Genomic DNA, 17,539 nt, shown 5'->3' on the forward strand with positions numbered 1-17,539 from the left:
GAGGCGGCGTGACGGCGGCGAACGGGGCCGGGCGGCCCTGCCGGTTCTGCGGCACGGTGCGCGGCCCGCGGGTGCCCGGCAAGGCCGGCCCGATCTGCCTGGACTGCGTCCGGACCGGGTTGAAGGTGGTCGGCGACGGCGTCGACCGGGAGACCGTGAGCGGAGACGTGCTGGCGGCGGTGACCTCGCCGCTGGCCGCGGTGTGCGGCTCGTGCGGCCGCCGAGAGCGGCGCACGTTCCTCGGCCTGCGCCGTCCGCTGCTGCGCGTGAGCTGCGCCCAGCGCGACGCGGTGATCTGCGCGGACTGCCTGGACCACGCGGGGGACGTGCTCAACGTCGCGCTGCGCCACTGACCGAGAGGCCTTTCCTCGCAGCGCGTGCGAGGAAAGGCCCCGTCAGTTCGTCAGGCCTGCGCCGTGAACACGTACGAACCCGCGGGCACGAAGTACGACCCGCTCGACGACGGAACCGCCTCCGCCGGTGCCACCACCGATCCCGGCTGTGACGTCGGCACCTGGACCGTCGCCGACGAGCCCGGCGGCACCGTCACCCGGAGCGTCAGCTTCCCGCCCGAGACCGACCAGTCGCTGACCGCGCCGCCGTACGGTGTCTCGTACGACGACTTCGCCGACGTCAGCCCGCCGCCCGGCCGCGGGGCGACCAGCAGCGACGCGTAGCCCGGCGAGGACGGGGAGAGGCCGCCCACGGAGCGGTACAGGAAGTCGCCCACCGAGCCGAGGCCGTAGTGGTTGAACGAGTTCATGCCCGGGTCGTTGAACGAGCCGTCCGGCTTGATGCCGTCCCAGCGCTCCCAGATCGTCGTCGCGCCGTGGCCGATCATGTAGCCCCAGCCGGGGAAGTCCGGCTGCAGCAGCACCTGGTACGCCGTGTCGGCGTGGCCGTGCGCGGCCAGCACCGGCAGCAGGTTCTCCACGCCGAGGAACCCGACGCTCAGGTGCCCGCCGGCCGCCGCCACGCGGGCGGCCAGTTTGTCCGCCGCAGGCTGCACCCGCGAAGCGGGCAGCAGCCCGAACGCCAGGGCGAGGACGTAACCCGTCTGAGAACCCGCCCCCACCGTGCCGTCGGCCTGCGAGAACCGGGCCGTGAACGCCGCCCCGACCTGGTCGGCGAGCGTCCCGTACTTCGTCGCCTCGGCGGTGTGACCGGTGGCCGCCGCCATCCGCGACACCAGCCGTGACGACCACGCGAAGAACGCCGTCGAGATCAGGTCCTGCGCGGTGTTGTCGTTGACGTTGAGCCAGTCCCCGTAGGTCTGGTGGTCGCGGATCAGGTCCGCGCCGGACGTCGAGCGCAGGTACTCGACCCACTTGACCATCGCGTCGAAGTGCTCGGTGATCACGCCGGTGTCGCCGTAGCGCTGCCAGAGGGTGTAGGGCACGATGACGCCCGCGTCACCCCAGCCCGCCGTGCCCGAACCGCTCAGCACGCCCGGTGCGACGTCGGTGAACGACCCGTCGGCGTGCTGCGCGTCGACCAGGTCGTCGCTGAACTTGCCGAGGAAGTTCGCCACGTCGAGGTTGAACGTCGACGTGCCGGCGAAGATCCCGATGTCGCCGGTCCAGCCGAGGCGTTCGTCGCGCTGCGGGCAGTCGCTCGGCACGGACAGCATGTTCGAGCGCTCACCCCACAGGATGTTGTGCTGCAGCTGGTTCACCAGCGCGTTCGACGACGTGAAGGTGCCGGTCTGCGCGCCGGAGGTCCACATCGCCCGCCCGGTCAGCGTCGACGCGTCCGGCGCCGACGGCAGGCCGGTCAGCTCGACGTACCGGTAGCCGTGCACGGTGAACCGCGGCTCGTACGTCTCCGCGCCGCCCGTGCCGGCCAGGGTGAACCGGTCGGTCGCCTGGGCCGCGCGCAGGTTCGTCGTGTAGATCGTCCCGTCCGGGTTGAGCACCTCGGCGTGCCGCATGGTCACCGTGGTGCCGGCCGGGCCGCTCACGGACAGCCGGTTCACGCCGCTGAAGTTCTGGCCGAGGTCGGCCACCCAGACGCCCGGCTTCGGCTGCGTCCACGAGACGGGCTTGAACTCCTGCTGCACGGTGACGCCGTTGTCCACTTGCGACACCAGGTTCGGCTTCGCGTCGGTGCGCACGCGGGGTGCCGCCCAGGTGCGATCGTCGAAGCCGGGCCGGTCCCAGCCGGTCGCGAGCCGCGCGTCGTAGGTCTCGCCCTGGTAGAGGTCGTCGGCGCGGATCGGGCCGTCGCCGGCCTTCCAGGTGCCGTCGGTCGCGACCGTGGCGGCGGTGCCGTCGGTGAAGGTCAGCTGCAGCTGCGCCGAGTACCACGGCTCGGTGCCGTACTTCTGGCTCCCGGCGATGCCGATGCTCCCGGAGTACCAGCCGTTGCCGACCATCGCGCCGAGGACGTTCTCGCCGGTCCGGATCTGCTTGGTGACGTCGGAAACGCGGTACTGCAGCCGTTTCGTGTAGTCGGTCCAGCCGGGCTCGAGGACCTCGCCGCCGACCTTGGCGCCGTTGAGGTGGGTCTCCTGCAGGCCGAGCGCGGTGCTGAGCAGCCGCGCGCTCGCGACCGGCTTCGACACCGTGAAGCTCTTGCGCAGCAGGGGAGAAGGCGCGCTGACGGCGACGTTCGCGCCCCACGGCCCGGTGCCGTAGCCGGCCACCGCCTTCGCCGCGGGCCACGCGCTGTCGTCGTACCCGCTCTGCTGCCAGCCGTCCGGGCCGGTCTGGCTCGCCTTCCACGACCCGTCGGTCACCACGGCCGGTCCACCCGGGACGGTCAGTTTCGCGATCATCCCGGCCGGGCTCTGGGTGGTGTTCTCCGCGCTGACGGCGACGGTGTTGGTTCCCGCCTTGAGCAGGCTGCCGATCTCGACGACGGCCGCCGTCTTCCAGGAGTCGGTGACCCGCGGCGAGTCACTCACCTTCGTGCCGTTGACCCACACGGTGGCGGTGTCGTCCCCGGTGACGACCAAGGTCGCCTTCGACGGCGCCGCCGTGAGGTCCAGGGTCTTGCGGAAGAACCGGGTCGCCGGCGGCACGCCGCCGGCGGGATCACCCTCCGGGTACCAGATCCAGCTGGCCCCGGCCAGGTCCGGGCCCGCGGTGGCCCGGCCGAGGAACGCGCCGGTCCACTCGGACGCGGGGTCGCGCAGGGCCGTTTCGAAGCGCTGCACCGGGCTCCAGCCGCTCATCCGGCCCTGGCCGTCCCAGACGCGGACCTTCCAGGTGTAGGCGGTCAGCGAGGTCAGCGCCGGGCCGCCGTAGGCGACGTCCGCCTGCTGCGGGGAGGCGACGCGCCCGCTGTCCCAGACCTGCCGGTCGCCGGTGGACACCTGGATTTCGTAGGCCGACTGCCGTTGCTGTGAAGCCGACGACGCGAGCTTCCAGCCGAACCGGGGCTGGTCGACGCCGATCGGGTTCACCTGCTGCCCGACCGTCGCGCTCGCGATCGAAAGCGGCGTCGAGTCCGAGGCGCTCGGGGTGCGGACGCCGGAGCCCCACGGTCCGGTGCCGTACGCCCCGAGGTCGCGGGCCGCGGCCCAGCTCTCGTCGGCGAAGCCGGGCTGTTCCCAGCCGTCCGGTGCGGTGGTCGCGCTCTTCCAGCCGGTGCCGGTGGTCAGGTCCGTGGTGCCGGACGCGGTCGTCACGCGCAGCCGCCCGAGCAGCCCGGCCGCGCCGCCGGCGTTGCGGACGGCGACGGCGAGGGTGTTGACGCCCGGGGTGAGCGCGGGCCGCAGGTCGACCGACAGGGCCGAGCGCCACGAGTCTTGGGTCCGGGCCGAGGAGGCGAGCGGCTTGCCGTTGAGCCAGACGTCGGCGGTGTCGTCGCCGGTGACGACGAACCGCGCGTCGGTGACCGCGGCGGCGGGGACGGTGAACGTGGCGCGGAAGTACCGGGTCGCGGCCGGCGCGGTGGTCTGGGGAGTGCCTTCCGGGTACCAGATCCAGTGCGCGCCGGTCAGCTCGACCGGTGGCGCCGCACCGGCCGGGGGCACCGAGGCGGCGGAGAGGACCAGGATCGCGGCGAGCGTGGTGGTGGTCGCGCGCCAGAGCTTCGAGGGCAGCATTCGGGCTCCCTTACGGCGGGGATGGGGCGGCGAATATTTAAACGTTTCAATACAGCGTGATACGTGACTGTAATCACGAACTCACACGTTGGCAATACTCCACCGGGACGTAAGGCTGGTGAATCGCTTCGACGACGACGGCCGTTCGTAAATCGTTTTAGGAGCGCACGCGGAAGTTCGGAGCGTTGACGAAACCCGGGCGGCACTGCATAGTGACCTGCTGGTAACGCTCACATCATCGGTCCCGCTCTGGAGGCTTTTATGTCTCAACGTCGAGACATCAAAAATGTTAGCGCTAACAAACGGCGGCGAACCTGGCTGGTTCTGGCCGCTGCCGCCGCCCTGGTTTCGGCCACTCTCACGACGGCGTCGACGGCCTCGGCCGCGACGTCGCTGCCCTGCGACATCTACGGCGCCGCGGGGACGCCGTGCGTCGCCGCGCACAGCACCACGCGCGCCCTCTTCGCCGCCTACGACGGGCCGCTCTACCAGGTCCAGCGGGCGTCCGACGGCGGGAAGACGAACATCGGCCTGCTCGCGGCCGGCGGCTACGCCGACGCGGCGGCCCAGGACTCCTTCTGCACGGGCACGACCTGCCTCATCACCGAGCTCTACGACCAGACGTCCCGGCACAACGACCTCACGATCGAAGGTCCCGGCGGAGCGGGCGGGCAGGACACCGGCGTGCCGGCGGACGCGCTCCCGGTGACGGCCGGCGGCCACCAGGTCTACGGCGCCTCGTTTTCCGGCCGGATGGGCTACCGGGACGACTCGACATCCGGCGTCGCCAAGAACGGCCAGGCCGAGGGCATGTACATGATCACTTCGGGCACGCACGTCAACGGCGCCTGCTGCTTCGACTACGGCAACGCCGAGACGAACAACCAGGACACCGGCAACGGCCACATGGACGCGCTCAACTTCGGCACCGAATGCTGGTTCCAGCCCTGTCACGGCGCGGGCCCGTGGGTGCAGGCGGACCTGGAGAACGGGCTCTTCCAATCGAGCGCGGGCGGCAGCCAGAACACGGCCAACACGGGCAGCACGGCACCGTTCGTGACCGCCCTGCTGAAGAACAACGGCCAGAACTTCTTCGCGCTCAAGGACGGCAATGCCCAGTCCGGCGGGCTGCGGACGACCTACTCCGGCCCGGAGCCCACGCGGGCGGGCTACTCGCCGATGCACCAGGAGGGCGCGATCGTCCTCGGCACCGGCGGCGACAACAGCAACGGCTCGATCGGGTCGTTCTTCGAGGGCGTGATGACCGCCGGACTGCCGACCGACGCGGCCGACAACGCGGTGCAGGCCAACGTCGTCTCGGTCGGCTACGGCGGCCCGACCGGCAGCACCGGCACACTCAGCCCCGGTTCGGAGATCTCCCTGCGCGCGACCACCGCGTGCTGCACGAACGACTACCTGCGCCACCGGAACGACACCGCGGTGATCTCGCCCGTCAGCTCCACTTTGGACAAGAACGACGCCACCTGGGTCGTCCGGAAGGGACTCGCCGACGCGTCCTGCGTGTCGTTCGAATCCCGGAACTACCCGGGCGACTTCCTGCGCCACTTCGACTTCCAGGTGCTGCGCCGGCCGATGGACGGCAGCGACGTCTTCCGCGCCGACGCGACGTTCTGCCCGGTCGCCGGGAAGAACGGCCAGGGCTCGTCGTTCCGCAGCTACAACTACTCCGGCAAGTACCTGCGGCACTACAACGACACCGTGTACATCGCCGACACCAGCGGCGCCCACGCCTGGGACGCCGCCGGCTCGTACAACGACGACGTCAGCTGGGTCGTCGCCCAGCCTTGGGCGCCCTGACCCGGCGCACGACGGACAGCCACGGCCCGGCCCGGCTTTCGAAGCCGACCCCGTCGGCGGGCAGCTCGAGGACCTTCGCGGTCGAGAGCGCGCTCACCGCGGTGTCGCAGGCGAAGCCGGGCCCGCCCGTGGTCAACCATTTCGCTCACGCGGCCGTCCGGCGCTTCGCCGCTTAGTCTGGAAAAGACGGCGAAGCCGAGACGGGGAGTCCGACATCGATGTCAGTGCTCTGGGGCGTGTCCTTCGACGCAACTCCGCTGTCCGGGGTCGTGGTCGAGTTCCTCAAGACGGCGGGCCGCCTTCGCGGGCGCCGGGTCCACCTGGACCTGGGCTACGACATCAAGGCGGACAAGGGCGCGTTCTTCCGGCCGTACCGCGAGGAAGCCGGGCTGCTGCCGGAGTGGGTGACGCTCGACCGCGTCGAGGGCGTCGAGGAGATCCGCGGCTACGACCGCGCGTTCGTCGAGCGGACGCTGACCGAGGTCGTCCAGAACGGGATTGCCGCCCTGCGCCCGGAAATCGACCGCATCGCGGGTGAGCTGGCCGACCGGGTCGTGGCGACCTGGGAACGCCTCGGCGTGACGATGGTGGTGGTCGAGAACGGCACCCTGCCCGAGAACATCACCTACACCGAAGCGCTGTACCGCGCGATCGACCGCTACGGCGCCCGGCACCGCCTGGGCCGGTTCGTGTTCTGGCGCGACCACGACCTGATGTGGCAGAGCGAGCCGGGCATCGCCAAGTACGGGCGGTTCCCGTACCCGGGCGTGCCCGCGCCGCGGAACTCGCCGCACATCCACTACTTCGCCCTGCACGAGCAGGCGAAGGCGAAGACCCTGGAGTGGGTTCCCGGTCTGCGGAACATCGACGTCCTGCCCAACGCGTTCACCATCGCGCCCGCGCGGATCGACGAGCGCAACGCGGGTTTCCGGCGCGACCACGGGATCCCCGCCGACGTCCCGCTGCTGGCGCGGATCACGCGGATCATCCCGCAGAAGCGCGTCGACCGGGACCTCCACCTGCTGACGCTGCTCCCGGACGCGTGGCTGTTCGTGGCCGGCGACGTCGCCGAGGCCCCGGCCGAGCACGCCCGGCTCGCCGAACTCGCGACCCGGCTCGGCGTCGGCGACCGCGTCGTCTTCGGGGGCTGGCTGACGCCGTACGACACGACCGTGCCCGGCCGCTACTCGGTGCGCGACCTCCTCGCGCACGCGACCGTCGTGTCCTTCCTGACCTCCTACGACTACGAGAGCTACGGCAACCCGGTCAGCGAAGCCATCGCCTCCGGGACGCCGTACATCACGAGCGGGTACGAGCTGTATAACGCCGTTTACGGCGGCTTCCGGGCGCCGGTGCTGGACATCCGGGCCCGCGACCTGCCGGACGCGGCGTTCGCCCGCGAAGTGGCCGAACTGATCACCGACGAAGGGAAACGGGCCGAAGTGGTGCGGGCGAACTCCGAACTCGGGCAGGCGCGGTTCGGCACGCGCGTCGCGGACGAACTGGTCGGCCGGCTGTACCCGCCGCCGATGGGCGCGGGCACGCGGGTTTCGGTCGTGCTGCCGGTCTACAACGAGGCCGCGAACCTGCCGGAGGTGCTGCGGACGCTGCACGACCAGCGCGGCCCGCTCGGCAAGAGCCGGTACGAGGTCGTGCTCGTCGACAACAACTCGACCGACGACACCGTGGCCATCGCCCGTGCTTTCGCGGCGGCGCACCCGGACCTGGCGCTGCACGTGATCCACGAGCCCGAGCAGGGCGTTTCGTGCGCGCGGCGGGCGGGCATGGACTTCGCCGCGGCGCGCAGCCGCAACCGGCCCGACAGCGACCCGGCGCAGCGGTTCTACCTCGTTTCGGCCGACGCGGACTGCCGGGTCGACGCGCACTGGCTGAGCGAACTGTTCACCGCGATGGAGGAGAGCAAGGCCGCCATCGGCGTCTGCGACTACTACTACAACCCCGGGCACTTCACCGGACGGCCGCGGCTGTGGGACGCGATCCAGCGGACGCTGCGGTGCCGCGCCGTCACCTTCTCGCTGTTCGGCGGCTTCCCCGACGGCAAGGGCTTCGCGGTCGAACGGGACGCCTACGAGCGCGCGGGCGGCATCGAGATCTTCTACCAGCTGCAGGACGGCAAGTTCGTCAACCACCTCTCCGACGACTGGGACTTCGGCATCAAGGTCGCCAGCGGGGGAGACGCGATCACGTACGCGCCGCGCTCGCGGGTCGAGATCAACCCCCGGCGCGTCGACCACGCCATCGACGAGGTGATCGCGGGCCGGGCCTACGGCTCGGACGGCATCATCGTCATGCGCGACATCCGGCCTTCAGCGCCCGCTGTGCCCGTTGACCTCACCGAGGCGGAAGCGCGTCAGGCGTGGGAGTTCTCGATCAAGGACTTCACGCCGAAGAACACCATCCTGCCCGTCCTCCTCACGCCCGCGCTGCTGGAGGACGACGCCGTCATCGCGTTCTTCGGCGCCGACCTGGCGGCGCGGCTGGCCCGGCGGATCGAGGAGATCCGGCACGAGATGCGCGTCGTCGACTTCACGCCGATCCACGCGTACAAGACGCCGTCCTACCGGCTGTACTTCGAGTTCGCCGACGACCTGTTCGCCTGCCTGCGCAGGCACGTCGGCGAAGACATCGGCGTCCCGCCGCCGCTGCCGCCGTGCCTGGCGGACGTGCCGGAGGAGCGCTTCGCGGAGTTCGTGCACTACTACTGCGAAGACCGCGAATCGGGAGAGGCCCACAACTACTTCGGCAACGGAGGGGTGTTCTGATGACCCTCGCCTACGAAGAGGCGATCGGCTCGCTGCACGCGCTCGACCCGGCGTGGCCGCGGCCCGCCGTGCTCGACGTCCTGGCGGCACCGGAGAACCGGCACCTGCTCGACTTCGTGCAGGAGGACCCGTTCGGGGCGCACGTCTTCCCGGGCAACGTCCCCGGTTCGCCGGACGACTTCCTGCGCGACCTGGACGCGCAGCTGGCGTCATCGGGCCCGATCCACCTCTGGTCCTACATCCCGACGTGCGCGTACCGCTGCCGGTTCTGCCAGTACCCGGTGGTGCTGGTCAAGGGCAACCCCGAAGTGGCGTACGAAAAGGCGAAGCACTGGGTCGACCTGAACATCGCCGAAGCCCGCCTGTGGCTCGACGCCGTGCCGCACCTGGCCGGCGCCGAGGTGGGGGAGTTCAACGTCTTCGGCGGGACGCCGTCGCTGCTGCCGGAACCGGAGATCCGCCGCCTCCTGGAGTTCTACCGCTCGGAGTTCGGGTTCACCGCCGGCACCACGATCCGGTTCGAGGGCGACCCGAGCACGTTCACCCCGGCCAAGCTGGCGCTGCTGCGGGAACTGGGCTGCACCAAGCTGTCCAGCGGCGTCCAGTCCTTCGACGACCACGTCCTGGAGCTGTGCGGCCGTGAGCACACCGCGCGGATGTGCGTCGACTTCGTCCGCAACGCGACGGCCGCGGGCTTCGAGTGGGTCAGCATCGACCTGATGTACGGCCTGCTCGACCAGACCCTCGACAGCGTCCGCCGCGACCTCGACGTCGTGCTGGAGAACGAGGTCACGGCCGTGGTGTGCACCAAGCTGCACCTCGCGTCCTACAGCGACACCCGCACCGGCGTCACCGGCGAGAAGCCGGCCGCGTGGCAGCTGCCGTCCTACCGGGACAAGCTGGTCCGCGACGGCCACTGCTGGCCGACGCTCGGCGAGCAGTACCAGATGCGGGAACTGCTCACCGAAGGCCTGCGCGCGGCGGGGTACACCGAGCACCCGACGATGTACTTCGCGCGGGACGGCCTCGGCCCCGAGAAGTGGAAGGCCATCATGGTCGACCAGGACAAGCAGGAGGCCGAGGTCGCGATCGGCCTGGGCGGCTCGTCGAGCTGCCGCGCGTCGGAGGCGATCACCGACGTCAACTCGAAGCGGTACAGCGAAACCGTCTCGGGCGGCCGCATCCCGCTGGGCTCGGCGACGCGGTTCACCCCCGAAGCGCAGGAGGCGCGGGCCGTCAAGATGGCGCTGACGACGTTGCAGCCGCTGCGGGACTCCCTGCACGGCTCGCGGTTCCCGGGCCGGTCGTTGTTCGCCGAGCCGTGGCTGGGCAGGTTCCGCGCATTGGAAGCACGGGGGCTCGTCGAGCTGCGACCGCACGACGGCGTCGTCGAACTCACCCGTGCGGGGGAAGTACTGGTCGAAGCGATCATCACCACAGAGCTATAGATCACCACATCGAGTGACGCAGCGCTCGCGGGGAGCGACACGGGCAGGCACCATGATCTTGGACGTGCCCGTACCGAGATCGGAGCCCCGATGAGCCGAACCGTTGCCGGACACGACGAACAGCGGTGGCGACGGCGTCTCGCCGCAGCGGGCGCCTTGGCCGCCTTCGCTTCGGTGGTCGTCGCCGTGCCCGCGGAAGCCGCGGACTACTCGCGCGCGAACACGAACTTCGCGGGCACGCAGATCGCGCTGCACGAAGGTGTGCACGGGACCGCGCGCGCCGAGCCGGCCGGGCAGACGCTCGGCCACGACGTCAGCGGGCACCAGGGCGCCGTCGACTGGGCCGCGGCGGCCGGGGGCGGCGCGAGGTTCACCTACGTCAAGGCCACCGAAGGCACCGGGTTCGTCAACCCGCAGTACGCCCAGCAGTACGACGGCGCGCACGCGGCGGGCCTGATCCGCGGCGCCTACCACTTCGCCCGCCCGGACGTCTCGGGTGGCGCCGAACAGGCCGAGTACTTCATCGCCCACGGCGGGGGCTGGCGCTCCGACGGCAAGACGCTCCCCGGTGCGCTGGACATCGAGTACAACCCGTACGGCGACGTCTGCTACGGCAAGAACCCGGCCGACATGACGGCGTGGATCAAGGACTTCACCCGCACGTACCTGGCGAAGGTCAAGCGCAGCGCGCTGATCTACACGAGCACCGCGTGGTGGAAGCAGTGCACCGGCAACGCGAACGGGTTCGGTGACACGAACCCGCTGTGGCTCGCCCGGTACGCGCCGGAGATCGGGGAGCTCCCGGCGGGCTGGGACAAGCAGAGCATCTGGCAGTTCGCGCGCAGCGGCGGCCTGCCGGGCGATCAGAACTACTACAACGGCCCGTTCGGCCGGGTCGTCGCCCTGGCCGGCGGCGCGGCTTGACGCTGCCGGCGGCCCGACAGGTCCGACAGGTCCGGCCACAGCGGCCGGTGCAGGACGGCGAGGGTGCCGAGCGTCGCCGGAATCCGGGGCCCTGACAAGAACGGACAAGCTGCTTGCCGGTCTCGTGACCCGCTCCCTACGATCGAGAACCGTGCGAGCAGCTCATCGGATCGCTGTCCTGGCCGCGGTTTCCGCATTCGTCGTCGCTTCGGCGCCCGGTGCCGACGGCGCCGGGCCGGCCTGGTTCACGTCGTGGGCGCAGTCGCAGGACGGGCACGCCGACGCGCCCGTGTCCGGGCAGACGCTGCGCATGATCACCCACCTGAGCCAGGGCGGCGACGCGGTGCGCGTGCGGCTGCAGAACACCCTCGGCACGGGCCCGCTGACGATCGGGCACGCCACCGCCGGCCTGAGCGGGACCGGCGCGTCCGTGTCGGGAGTGCGCGACCTGACGTTCGCCGGCCGGCGCGCGGTGACGATCCCCGCGGGCGGCGAGGTCTGGAGCGACGAGGCGAAGCTGGTCACGCGGCCGGACACGAACCTGGCCGTGAGCATGGCGGTCGAGGGCACCGCCGTCCCCGGCCGCCACGGCGCGGCGTTGCGCGACAACTACCTCACCGCACCCGGTTCCGGCGACCACACCGCCGACGTCTCGGCCGGGGCGTTCACCTCCACCGTCGGCGCGACGTACGTCGTGAGCGCCGTCGACGTCCACAACCCGGCGTTGAAGGGCACGGTCGTCCCGTTCGGCAGCTCGGTCGTCGACGGCATCGGCAGCACCAACTGCGGTCCCGGCTGCACGCAGCTCGGCGCGGACCGCCGGTGGACCGACGACCTCGCGCGGCGGCTCGTCGCCGCCTCGGCACCGCTGGCCGTCGCCAACGCGGGCGTCTCGGGCACGACGAGCGCGCGGACCTGCCCGGGGATGCCGCCGTCGGTCGCCGGCCTGGACGCGGCGAGCCGTCTGGACCGGGACGTCCTGGCACTGCACGGAGTCACGGCGGTCATCTACTACTACGGCACCAACGACCTGGCCTACGGTTGTGACGCGCCGACGATCCTGGCGAGCTACCGCGAAGTCTTCCAGCGGCTGCGGGACGCCGGGATCGCCGTCTACGTCACGCCGAGCACGCCCCGGCCCGGCTACGACGACCGGGCCAACCTGGCGCGGCACGACATCGGGTTGTTCGTCTCGAAGTGGAACAGCTGCGGTGGCGCGTGTTCCGGCGTCGTCGACTTCGACCAGGTGCTCAAGGATCCCTTGAAGCCGAACAGCATCCTCCCGGCGTACGACAACGGCGACGGCATCCACGCGAACGCGGCCGGCCAGCAGGCCTTGGCGGACTTCGTCTCACTGCCGATGCTCGCCCGATCCGGGCCGGTTCGCCACACGATGGGGTGACCCGGCGCGTCGCACCACCGGGACTGTGCCCGGAGGTCCGCAGAGTACGTCCCGTGAAGCACAACTCAATGGACGACGCCGGGTGCTGCCTGCTGTCGGTGGCGTGGAACGTGGCCCCGCTGACCGAAGGGCGCCCGGATTCGCGGCGCGAACGGATCCGGCGGGCGGTCGTCTCGGTGTGCCGCACCGCCGGCCACGGCGCCCGCGCCTGGGCCGTGGCCCACGGGCCGGGCACCGAAGCGGAGTACCGGCCGTTCCTGCGCCTCGCCGACGTCGCGTACGAGATCGCCACGCTGTTGTTGCTGGTGGAGGACTTCCTGGTCCCGGACCTGGAACGCGAGCACCGCCGCTGGGCCGAAATCGAAGAGCTGACTGCGCGGCTGACGGAGCTCGACGAGTGGACATCGGCCTTCCTCTTGTCAGGCTCGGCCGTGCGCTTGTAAGGCCCGCCCTGACACCTGCAAATCGGCGAGTCCGTCGGCTACCGCTTGACGCCGACGCCGGCGTAAAGCCCGTCCTCCTCGGGATCCACGACGGCGGCGAGCCGGTCCGGCCGCCAGTTCGCGGAGGTGGTCAGCCCGGGCTCGACGAGCTCGAAGCCGTCGAAGAGCGCGAGCACCTCGTCGCGCGAGCGCGGGTAGATGTTGTCCTGCGTCGACCGCATGGTCTCGGCGATCTTCGGGTCGCTGAGGACGGCGAAGTCGTTGGTGAGGTGGGTGAGCGCGAGGTGGCTGCCGGGCGCGAGCGCGTCCCGGTAAGCCCCGAAGACACCCCGCACCTCCGGCAGGTAGTGCCCGAGCGTGATGGCGAGCAGCCCGACGGGCCGGTCGAGGTCGATCAGCCTCGTCACGGCCTCGGAGGCGAGCACGGCCTTGGTGTCGGTGGCGTCGGCCTCGAGCGCCTCGGCGTTCGGATTCCCCTTGAGCAACATCCGGCTGTGCGCGACGGCGACGGGTTCGTAGTCGACGTAGACGACTTTGGCGTTCTCGTCGACGTCCTGGGCGACTTCGTGCACGTTGCCGACGGTCGGGATCCCGGAGCCGAGGTCGAGGAACTGCCGGACGCCCTGGTCGAGCATGAACCGCACGACCCGTCGCAGGAAGGCCCGGTTCCGCCTCGCCACGGACGCGACCTGCGGCTGGATGGCCTCGAGCTGCTGGGCGACCGCCCGATCGGCGGCGAGGTTGTGCGCCCCGCCGAGCAGGTAGTCGTAGATCCGCGCGGCGCTGGGCCGGGAAAGATCGGCCCCGGGCGGAATCCAGTCGGCGCCTTCCTGATCGGTCATCGCTGCCCCCTCGAATCGGCTCGGCCCACCCTAGCGAAGGCGGGGCGGGAGCGGGCGGTGCGTCCTTCTGCCGGGGTCCGGGCGACCGGACGGCGGATCCGTGGTCCGGCGAACCGGTGATCTCCGGCACCGGGAGCGAAGATCCACGGGCGGCTGCGCTACTTTCCGCCGGCGACGGCGAACGGCTCCGGAGGTGACGCGGCTTGATCGGGACCACAGGTCCGAACCATTGCCCCCCAACGTGTTCTCCCGGCGGAGCCGGGGAAAGCGGGGCACCCAGGCCGTGATCCGCGTTCTGCTGATCCTGTCCTGCGCGCGCCGGTCCCGGCGGATCGGGCGGCTGCTCGCCGGCGAGGCGGACATCGAGGTGCGGCACCGGGCCGCCGGGCCCTGGAGCGACGTCGTCACCGAGCTCGCGGACTTCGCGCCGTCGGTGGTGGTGCTCGACCGGGCCGCGCTCGGCGAGGAGGGCGTCACGGCCGTCGGAAACCTCGCGCGCACCGGCCGCCCGCCGGCCGTCGTGCTCGTGGCCGACGCGTACCACCCGGCGGACACGGTGCCCGCCGCGCAGGCGGGCGTGCGCGGCTACGTCGTCGACGGGGCCGGCACCGGCCCGTGGGCGGCCGTGGTCAGCGCGGTCGCGGCGGGCGGGGCCTGGCTGGCCCCGCCCGCGGCCGGCGACCTGCTCGACGAGCTCCGTGCCCGTGCCCCGCTGCGGCCGGCGCAGCCGCGGGTTCCGTTGACGGAACGGGAACTGAGCGTGCTCAGGCTCGTCGCGCGGGGCTGCTCCAACCTGGAGGTGGCGGCCGAGCTGGGGCTGAGCCAGTCGACGATCAAGACCCACGTCTCCCGCATGCTGGCCCGGCTCGACCTGCGCAGCCGCACCCAGCTGGCCGCGTTCGCCCGCGACCTCGGCATCGTGTGATACCTCCCGGCCGGGTGATACCCCGGGTATCACCCGGCCGGGGGTGGGCCACGTGCCCGCCGCGGCCGTACTTTTCCGCCGGCGGCGGAGGATTCCGCCGCCAGGGGCGAGGAGGGCCGCGGCGCAGGAGCGTGCGCGGGGTCGGCTCCTGAACGGACCGGGGTGACCGGCGCCCCTCGGCGGTCACCCCGGCTCCGGGGCCTCCAGGCGCACCCGCGCCGAGGTGCCGGGTTCGACGAGCCCGGGCAGGCGCTGCCGCCACATCGCGCGGACGCGGCCGGCGAGGTCCTGCTCGCCGGCCGTCGCCCGGACGAGGAGGTGGGTGCCGGCGAACTCCGCGACGGTGCTTTCGGCGGCCGCCGGGACGTCCACGTCGCCGCGCAGTTCGCCCGCGTGCCGGGCACCGCGCAGCAGTTCGCGCACCACGGCCAGCCAGCCCAGGAAGTGCGCGGGTGCCAGCACGTCCGCGAGCTCGGCGTGCAGCGGCAGCCGGACGCTCGCCCGGTACCCCGGATCGTCCTGCAGCCGCCGGGCGACCTCGAACGTCAGGCCGACGAGCACCTGCACGGGGCTGGACTGCCGGGTGGAGAGCCGTGCCGCCAGGTCCCACCACACCGGGCAGTACCGCTCCACGACCGCGGCGGCCAGCGCCGCCTTGGACGGGAAGTGGCAGTACAGCGCCCCTTTGGTCACCTCGGCCTCCGCGCAGACCAGCTCGAGCGCGCTCCCGGCGAAGCCGACCCGGTCGAAGATCGCGGCGGCGGCGTCGACGAGCTCCTCGCGCGTCCGGCGGCCCCGGGCGGTGCCGGTCACGCCGCGGAGCCCACCGGGTGCGCGAGGAGCCAGCACGAGTCGACGAGGTCCGCCCCGGCCGTCAAGGACACGGCGAACTCGTAGGCCGTCTCGGCGCCGCTCGCCCTGGCCTGGCAACGGATCCGGCCCAGCACCACGACGGTGTCCTCCTCACACACCCAGCGGCCCACGGTGAGCCCGGCGACGGTCATCGCGGAGTCGAACGCGGAAAGGAATGACTCGACCTGCCGCCGGGTGCGGATTTCGCAGGCTCCGCCCGGGTTTTCCGGGGTAGGACCGTGCCATTCGACGCGCGGCGCGAGCAATTGCGCGACGCCGGCGAAGTCGCCCGTGCCGAACCGCAGGAGCACCTGTTGCGCGAGGACGATGGCGGCCGGGTCCGGGCGGTGGCAGCGGGCCTGGGCAGCAGGGTTCACGCGTTCTCCTGGGGGATTCACGGTCGGTGGCCGGCGGGGCGACGATACCGGAAATCGCGCGTGTCACCGCGTGACGTCCGTGATTCATCATTAGGAACGACGGCATTCGCCGGTGATCTCTCCGCCGTTTGCGAGAGTTGCCGCAGCGGATTGTTTCGCCGGGCAATCGAGGACGGTTTCGTCGTGTGAACGCCACGTATCACCCGGATGACGGTCTGCGCGTGGCGAAGAAAGCGGCAGGATCGCATCCGGCCGGAGCCGGACGAGACACCGAAGGGGAACCATGCACTGCGTCACGACGCTCGTGGTGGACGACCAGCCCGTGCTGCGGTACGCGATCCGGCAGCTGCTGCGGGACTACGCCGGGGTGCGCGCGGTCACCGAAGCCGGCTCCGAACGGGAAGCCCTGCGGCAGTGCGAAACCTCCCGGCCCGGCCTGGTCATCACCGAGCTGTCGCTGGCCGGGGAGCCGGCGGGAGCGGGCATCTGCCAGTTCGCCAAGGAACGTCTCGACCGCGCGGCCGTGCTGGTGTTCGCCGGCGATGCCTCGCCCGCGGCCGTCGCGATGGCGCTGAACGCCGGCGCCGACAGCTTCGTGCACAAGTCGGCCAGCGGCGCGCGGCTGATGGCCGCGGTGCGGGCCACGCTCGCGGGCAGCCGGGTCTGGGTGCCGGCGGGGGAGACGGCGCCGCTGCTCGCCGGGTCCCTGCCCTACACCGGCGCGATGACCAAGCGGGAGGAGGACGTCCTCGCCCTGATGCTCTGCCGGTGGTCGAACGACGAGATCGCCGGCGAGCTGCACCTGGCCCGGCAGACGGTGAAGAACTACGCCAGCCGGATCCTGCAGAAGCTCGGGTTCTCGAGCCGGCGGGAGCTGGTGCACGCGCTCGCGTCCGGCGTCGCCCCGGTGCCCTGCGCGACGCCGTTGCGCCCGCCGGGTGCCGGCGGTTGACCCGGGCGCGGTACCGGCGGTACCGGGAGTACTGCTCGCGGGCCAGGTTCGGTACCGGCCGGTCCCTGTGACCCGGAGATCTTTTTCCTAGTGTGGCCGGAGTGAGCACTTCGGCGTCGGCGAGGCAGCCGTTCCCCCGGGAGGCCGGTTCCGTGATCGCGCGAGGCGCGCTGGCCGTGTCGCTCGCGCTCGGCGGGGTCCCGGTACCGGTCGCCGCGGCCTCGGTGGTCAAGATCCACGAGGTGCTGGCCGGCCCGGCCGGGTACCTGGTCCTGCACAACGTCGGCGCCGCGGACGTGGACCTCGGCGGCTGGTCCGTGCGCTCGTGCACGGGCAGCAGCCCGGCGCCGGTCGAGCTGGCGTCGCTGGCGGCGGCCGGGGTGCTGCCGGCCGGCGGGCACTTCCTGATCGCCTCCGCGGGCTTCGGCGGCACGGAAGCGGCGCAGCTCGTCGTGCCGGAGGTGCCCGGCGACGGCGAAATGCTGCTGGACCAGCGCCGGGTGCGGGCCGACGCCGTCGGCTGGACGGCGTCGTCGCCGTGCCGGGAGCGGCAGGCCGCGGCGCCGTGCCCCGGGCTCGCGGAATCGCGCGACGCCGCGAGCCGCGACACCGACGACAACCTCGTCGACTTCAGCTGCGTGCGAGCGCGGAACTGAATTTCCGTCGAAATCCGGAGAAAGGGGTGTTCGTGGTGCCCGCAAAAAGCAGGCGCGGGGAAAGAA

Annotated in this window: 14 protein-coding genes; 10 read left to right on the forward strand and 4 right to left on the reverse strand. The window is 71.8% G+C overall.

Features of this window, described 5'->3' with window-relative positions:
• Positions 1–8 precede the first annotated feature (8 nt).
• Positions 9–353, forward strand: coding sequence for a hypothetical protein (locus tag ACYVLJ_RS43310; protein ID WP_451972249.1), 345 nt, complete (start codon positions 9–11; stop codon positions 351–353).
• A 50-nt stretch (positions 354–403) separates the two neighbouring features.
• Here the strand turns inward: ACYVLJ_RS43310 and ACYVLJ_RS43315 are convergent, their stop codons facing one another.
• On the reverse strand, positions 404–4,051 hold the full coding sequence (locus ACYVLJ_RS43315) for a family 78 glycoside hydrolase catalytic domain (protein WP_460443057.1): 3,648 nt from the start codon (positions 4,049–4,051) through the stop codon (positions 404–406).
• 261 nt (positions 4,052–4,312) lie between these two features.
• Here ACYVLJ_RS43315 and ACYVLJ_RS43320 point away from each other — a divergent pair, with 261 nt between their 5' ends.
• The 6 genes from ACYVLJ_RS43320 to ACYVLJ_RS43345 all read left to right on the forward strand — a co-directional run bounded on the left by ACYVLJ_RS43320 (position 4,313) and on the right by ACYVLJ_RS43345 (position 12,869).
• On the forward strand, positions 4,313–5,869 hold the full coding sequence (locus ACYVLJ_RS43320; RefSeq protein ID WP_460443058.1) for an alpha-L-arabinofuranosidase B: 1,557 nt from the start codon (positions 4,313–4,315) through the stop codon (positions 5,867–5,869).
• A gap of 218 nt (positions 5,870–6,087) precedes the next feature.
• Positions 6,088–8,652: a glycosyltransferase gene (locus ACYVLJ_RS43325; protein ID WP_460443059.1), complete on the forward strand. Its 2,565-nt coding sequence runs from the start codon at positions 6,088–6,090 to the stop codon at positions 8,650–8,652.
• The gene (locus ACYVLJ_RS43330) at positions 8,652–10,100 is read left to right on the forward strand and encodes a radical SAM protein (protein WP_460443060.1); all 1,449 of its coding nucleotides are present in this window, start codon (positions 8,652–8,654) and stop codon (positions 10,098–10,100) included. Before ACYVLJ_RS43325 ends, ACYVLJ_RS43330 begins: the two co-directional genes overlap by 1 nt.
• A 90-nt stretch (positions 10,101–10,190) precedes the next feature.
• Positions 10,191–11,024 carry a lysozyme gene (locus ACYVLJ_RS43335; RefSeq protein WP_460443061.1) on the forward strand — a complete coding sequence of 278 codons (834 nt, stop codon included), beginning with the start codon at positions 10,191–10,193 and terminating at the stop codon, positions 11,022–11,024.
• 151 nt (positions 11,025–11,175) lie between these two features.
• Positions 11,176–12,426 (forward strand): SGNH/GDSL hydrolase family protein, encoded by a 1,251-nt coding sequence (locus ACYVLJ_RS43340; protein WP_460443062.1) that lies wholly within the window; start codon positions 11,176–11,178, stop codon positions 12,424–12,426.
• Positions 12,427–12,479: 53 nt separating this feature from the next.
• Positions 12,480–12,869, forward strand: a complete 390-nt coding sequence (locus ACYVLJ_RS43345; protein WP_460443063.1) for a hypothetical protein — start codon at positions 12,480–12,482, stop codon at positions 12,867–12,869.
• 38 nt (positions 12,870–12,907) lie between these two features.
• On the opposite strand, the gene ACYVLJ_RS43350 is transcribed toward ACYVLJ_RS43345, so the two are convergent.
• On the reverse strand, positions 12,908–13,711 hold the full coding sequence (locus tag ACYVLJ_RS43350; protein ID WP_451972265.1) for an SAM-dependent methyltransferase: 804 nt from the start codon (positions 13,709–13,711) through the stop codon (positions 12,908–12,910).
• A 283-nt stretch (positions 13,712–13,994) separates the two neighbouring features.
• On the opposite strand from ACYVLJ_RS43350, the gene ACYVLJ_RS43355 reads away from it, so the two are divergent.
• Positions 13,995–14,636, forward strand: a complete 642-nt coding sequence (locus ACYVLJ_RS43355; RefSeq protein ID WP_460443064.1) for a response regulator transcription factor — start codon at positions 13,995–13,997, stop codon at positions 14,634–14,636.
• 183 nt (positions 14,637–14,819) lie between these two features.
• Here ACYVLJ_RS43355 and ACYVLJ_RS43360 read toward each other — a convergent pair whose 3' ends face one another.
• Positions 14,820–15,449: a ScbR family autoregulator-binding transcription factor gene (locus ACYVLJ_RS43360; protein ID WP_460443065.1), complete on the reverse strand. Its 630-nt coding sequence runs from the start codon at positions 15,447–15,449 to the stop codon at positions 14,820–14,822.
• The gene (locus tag ACYVLJ_RS43365; protein ID WP_460443066.1) at positions 15,446–15,865 is read right to left on the reverse strand and encodes a nuclear transport factor 2 family protein; all 420 of its coding nucleotides are present in this window, start codon (positions 15,863–15,865) and stop codon (positions 15,446–15,448) included. The genes ACYVLJ_RS43360 and ACYVLJ_RS43365 overlap by 4 nt, the downstream gene beginning before the upstream one ends.
• 283 nt (positions 15,866–16,148) lie before the next feature.
• On the opposite strand from ACYVLJ_RS43365, the gene ACYVLJ_RS43370 reads away from it, so the two are divergent.
• Entirely contained in the window at positions 16,149–16,817 is a 669-nt protein-coding gene (locus ACYVLJ_RS43370; RefSeq protein WP_460443067.1) for a response regulator transcription factor, read from the forward strand.
• A gap of 101 nt (positions 16,818–16,918) precedes the next feature.
• Positions 16,919–17,473, forward strand: a complete 555-nt coding sequence (locus tag ACYVLJ_RS43375; protein ID WP_460443068.1) for a lamin tail domain-containing protein — start codon at positions 16,919–16,921, stop codon at positions 17,471–17,473.
• The last annotated feature ends 66 nt before the right edge of the window (positions 17,474–17,539 follow it).

The organism is Amycolatopsis stemonae, assembly GCF_054781455.1.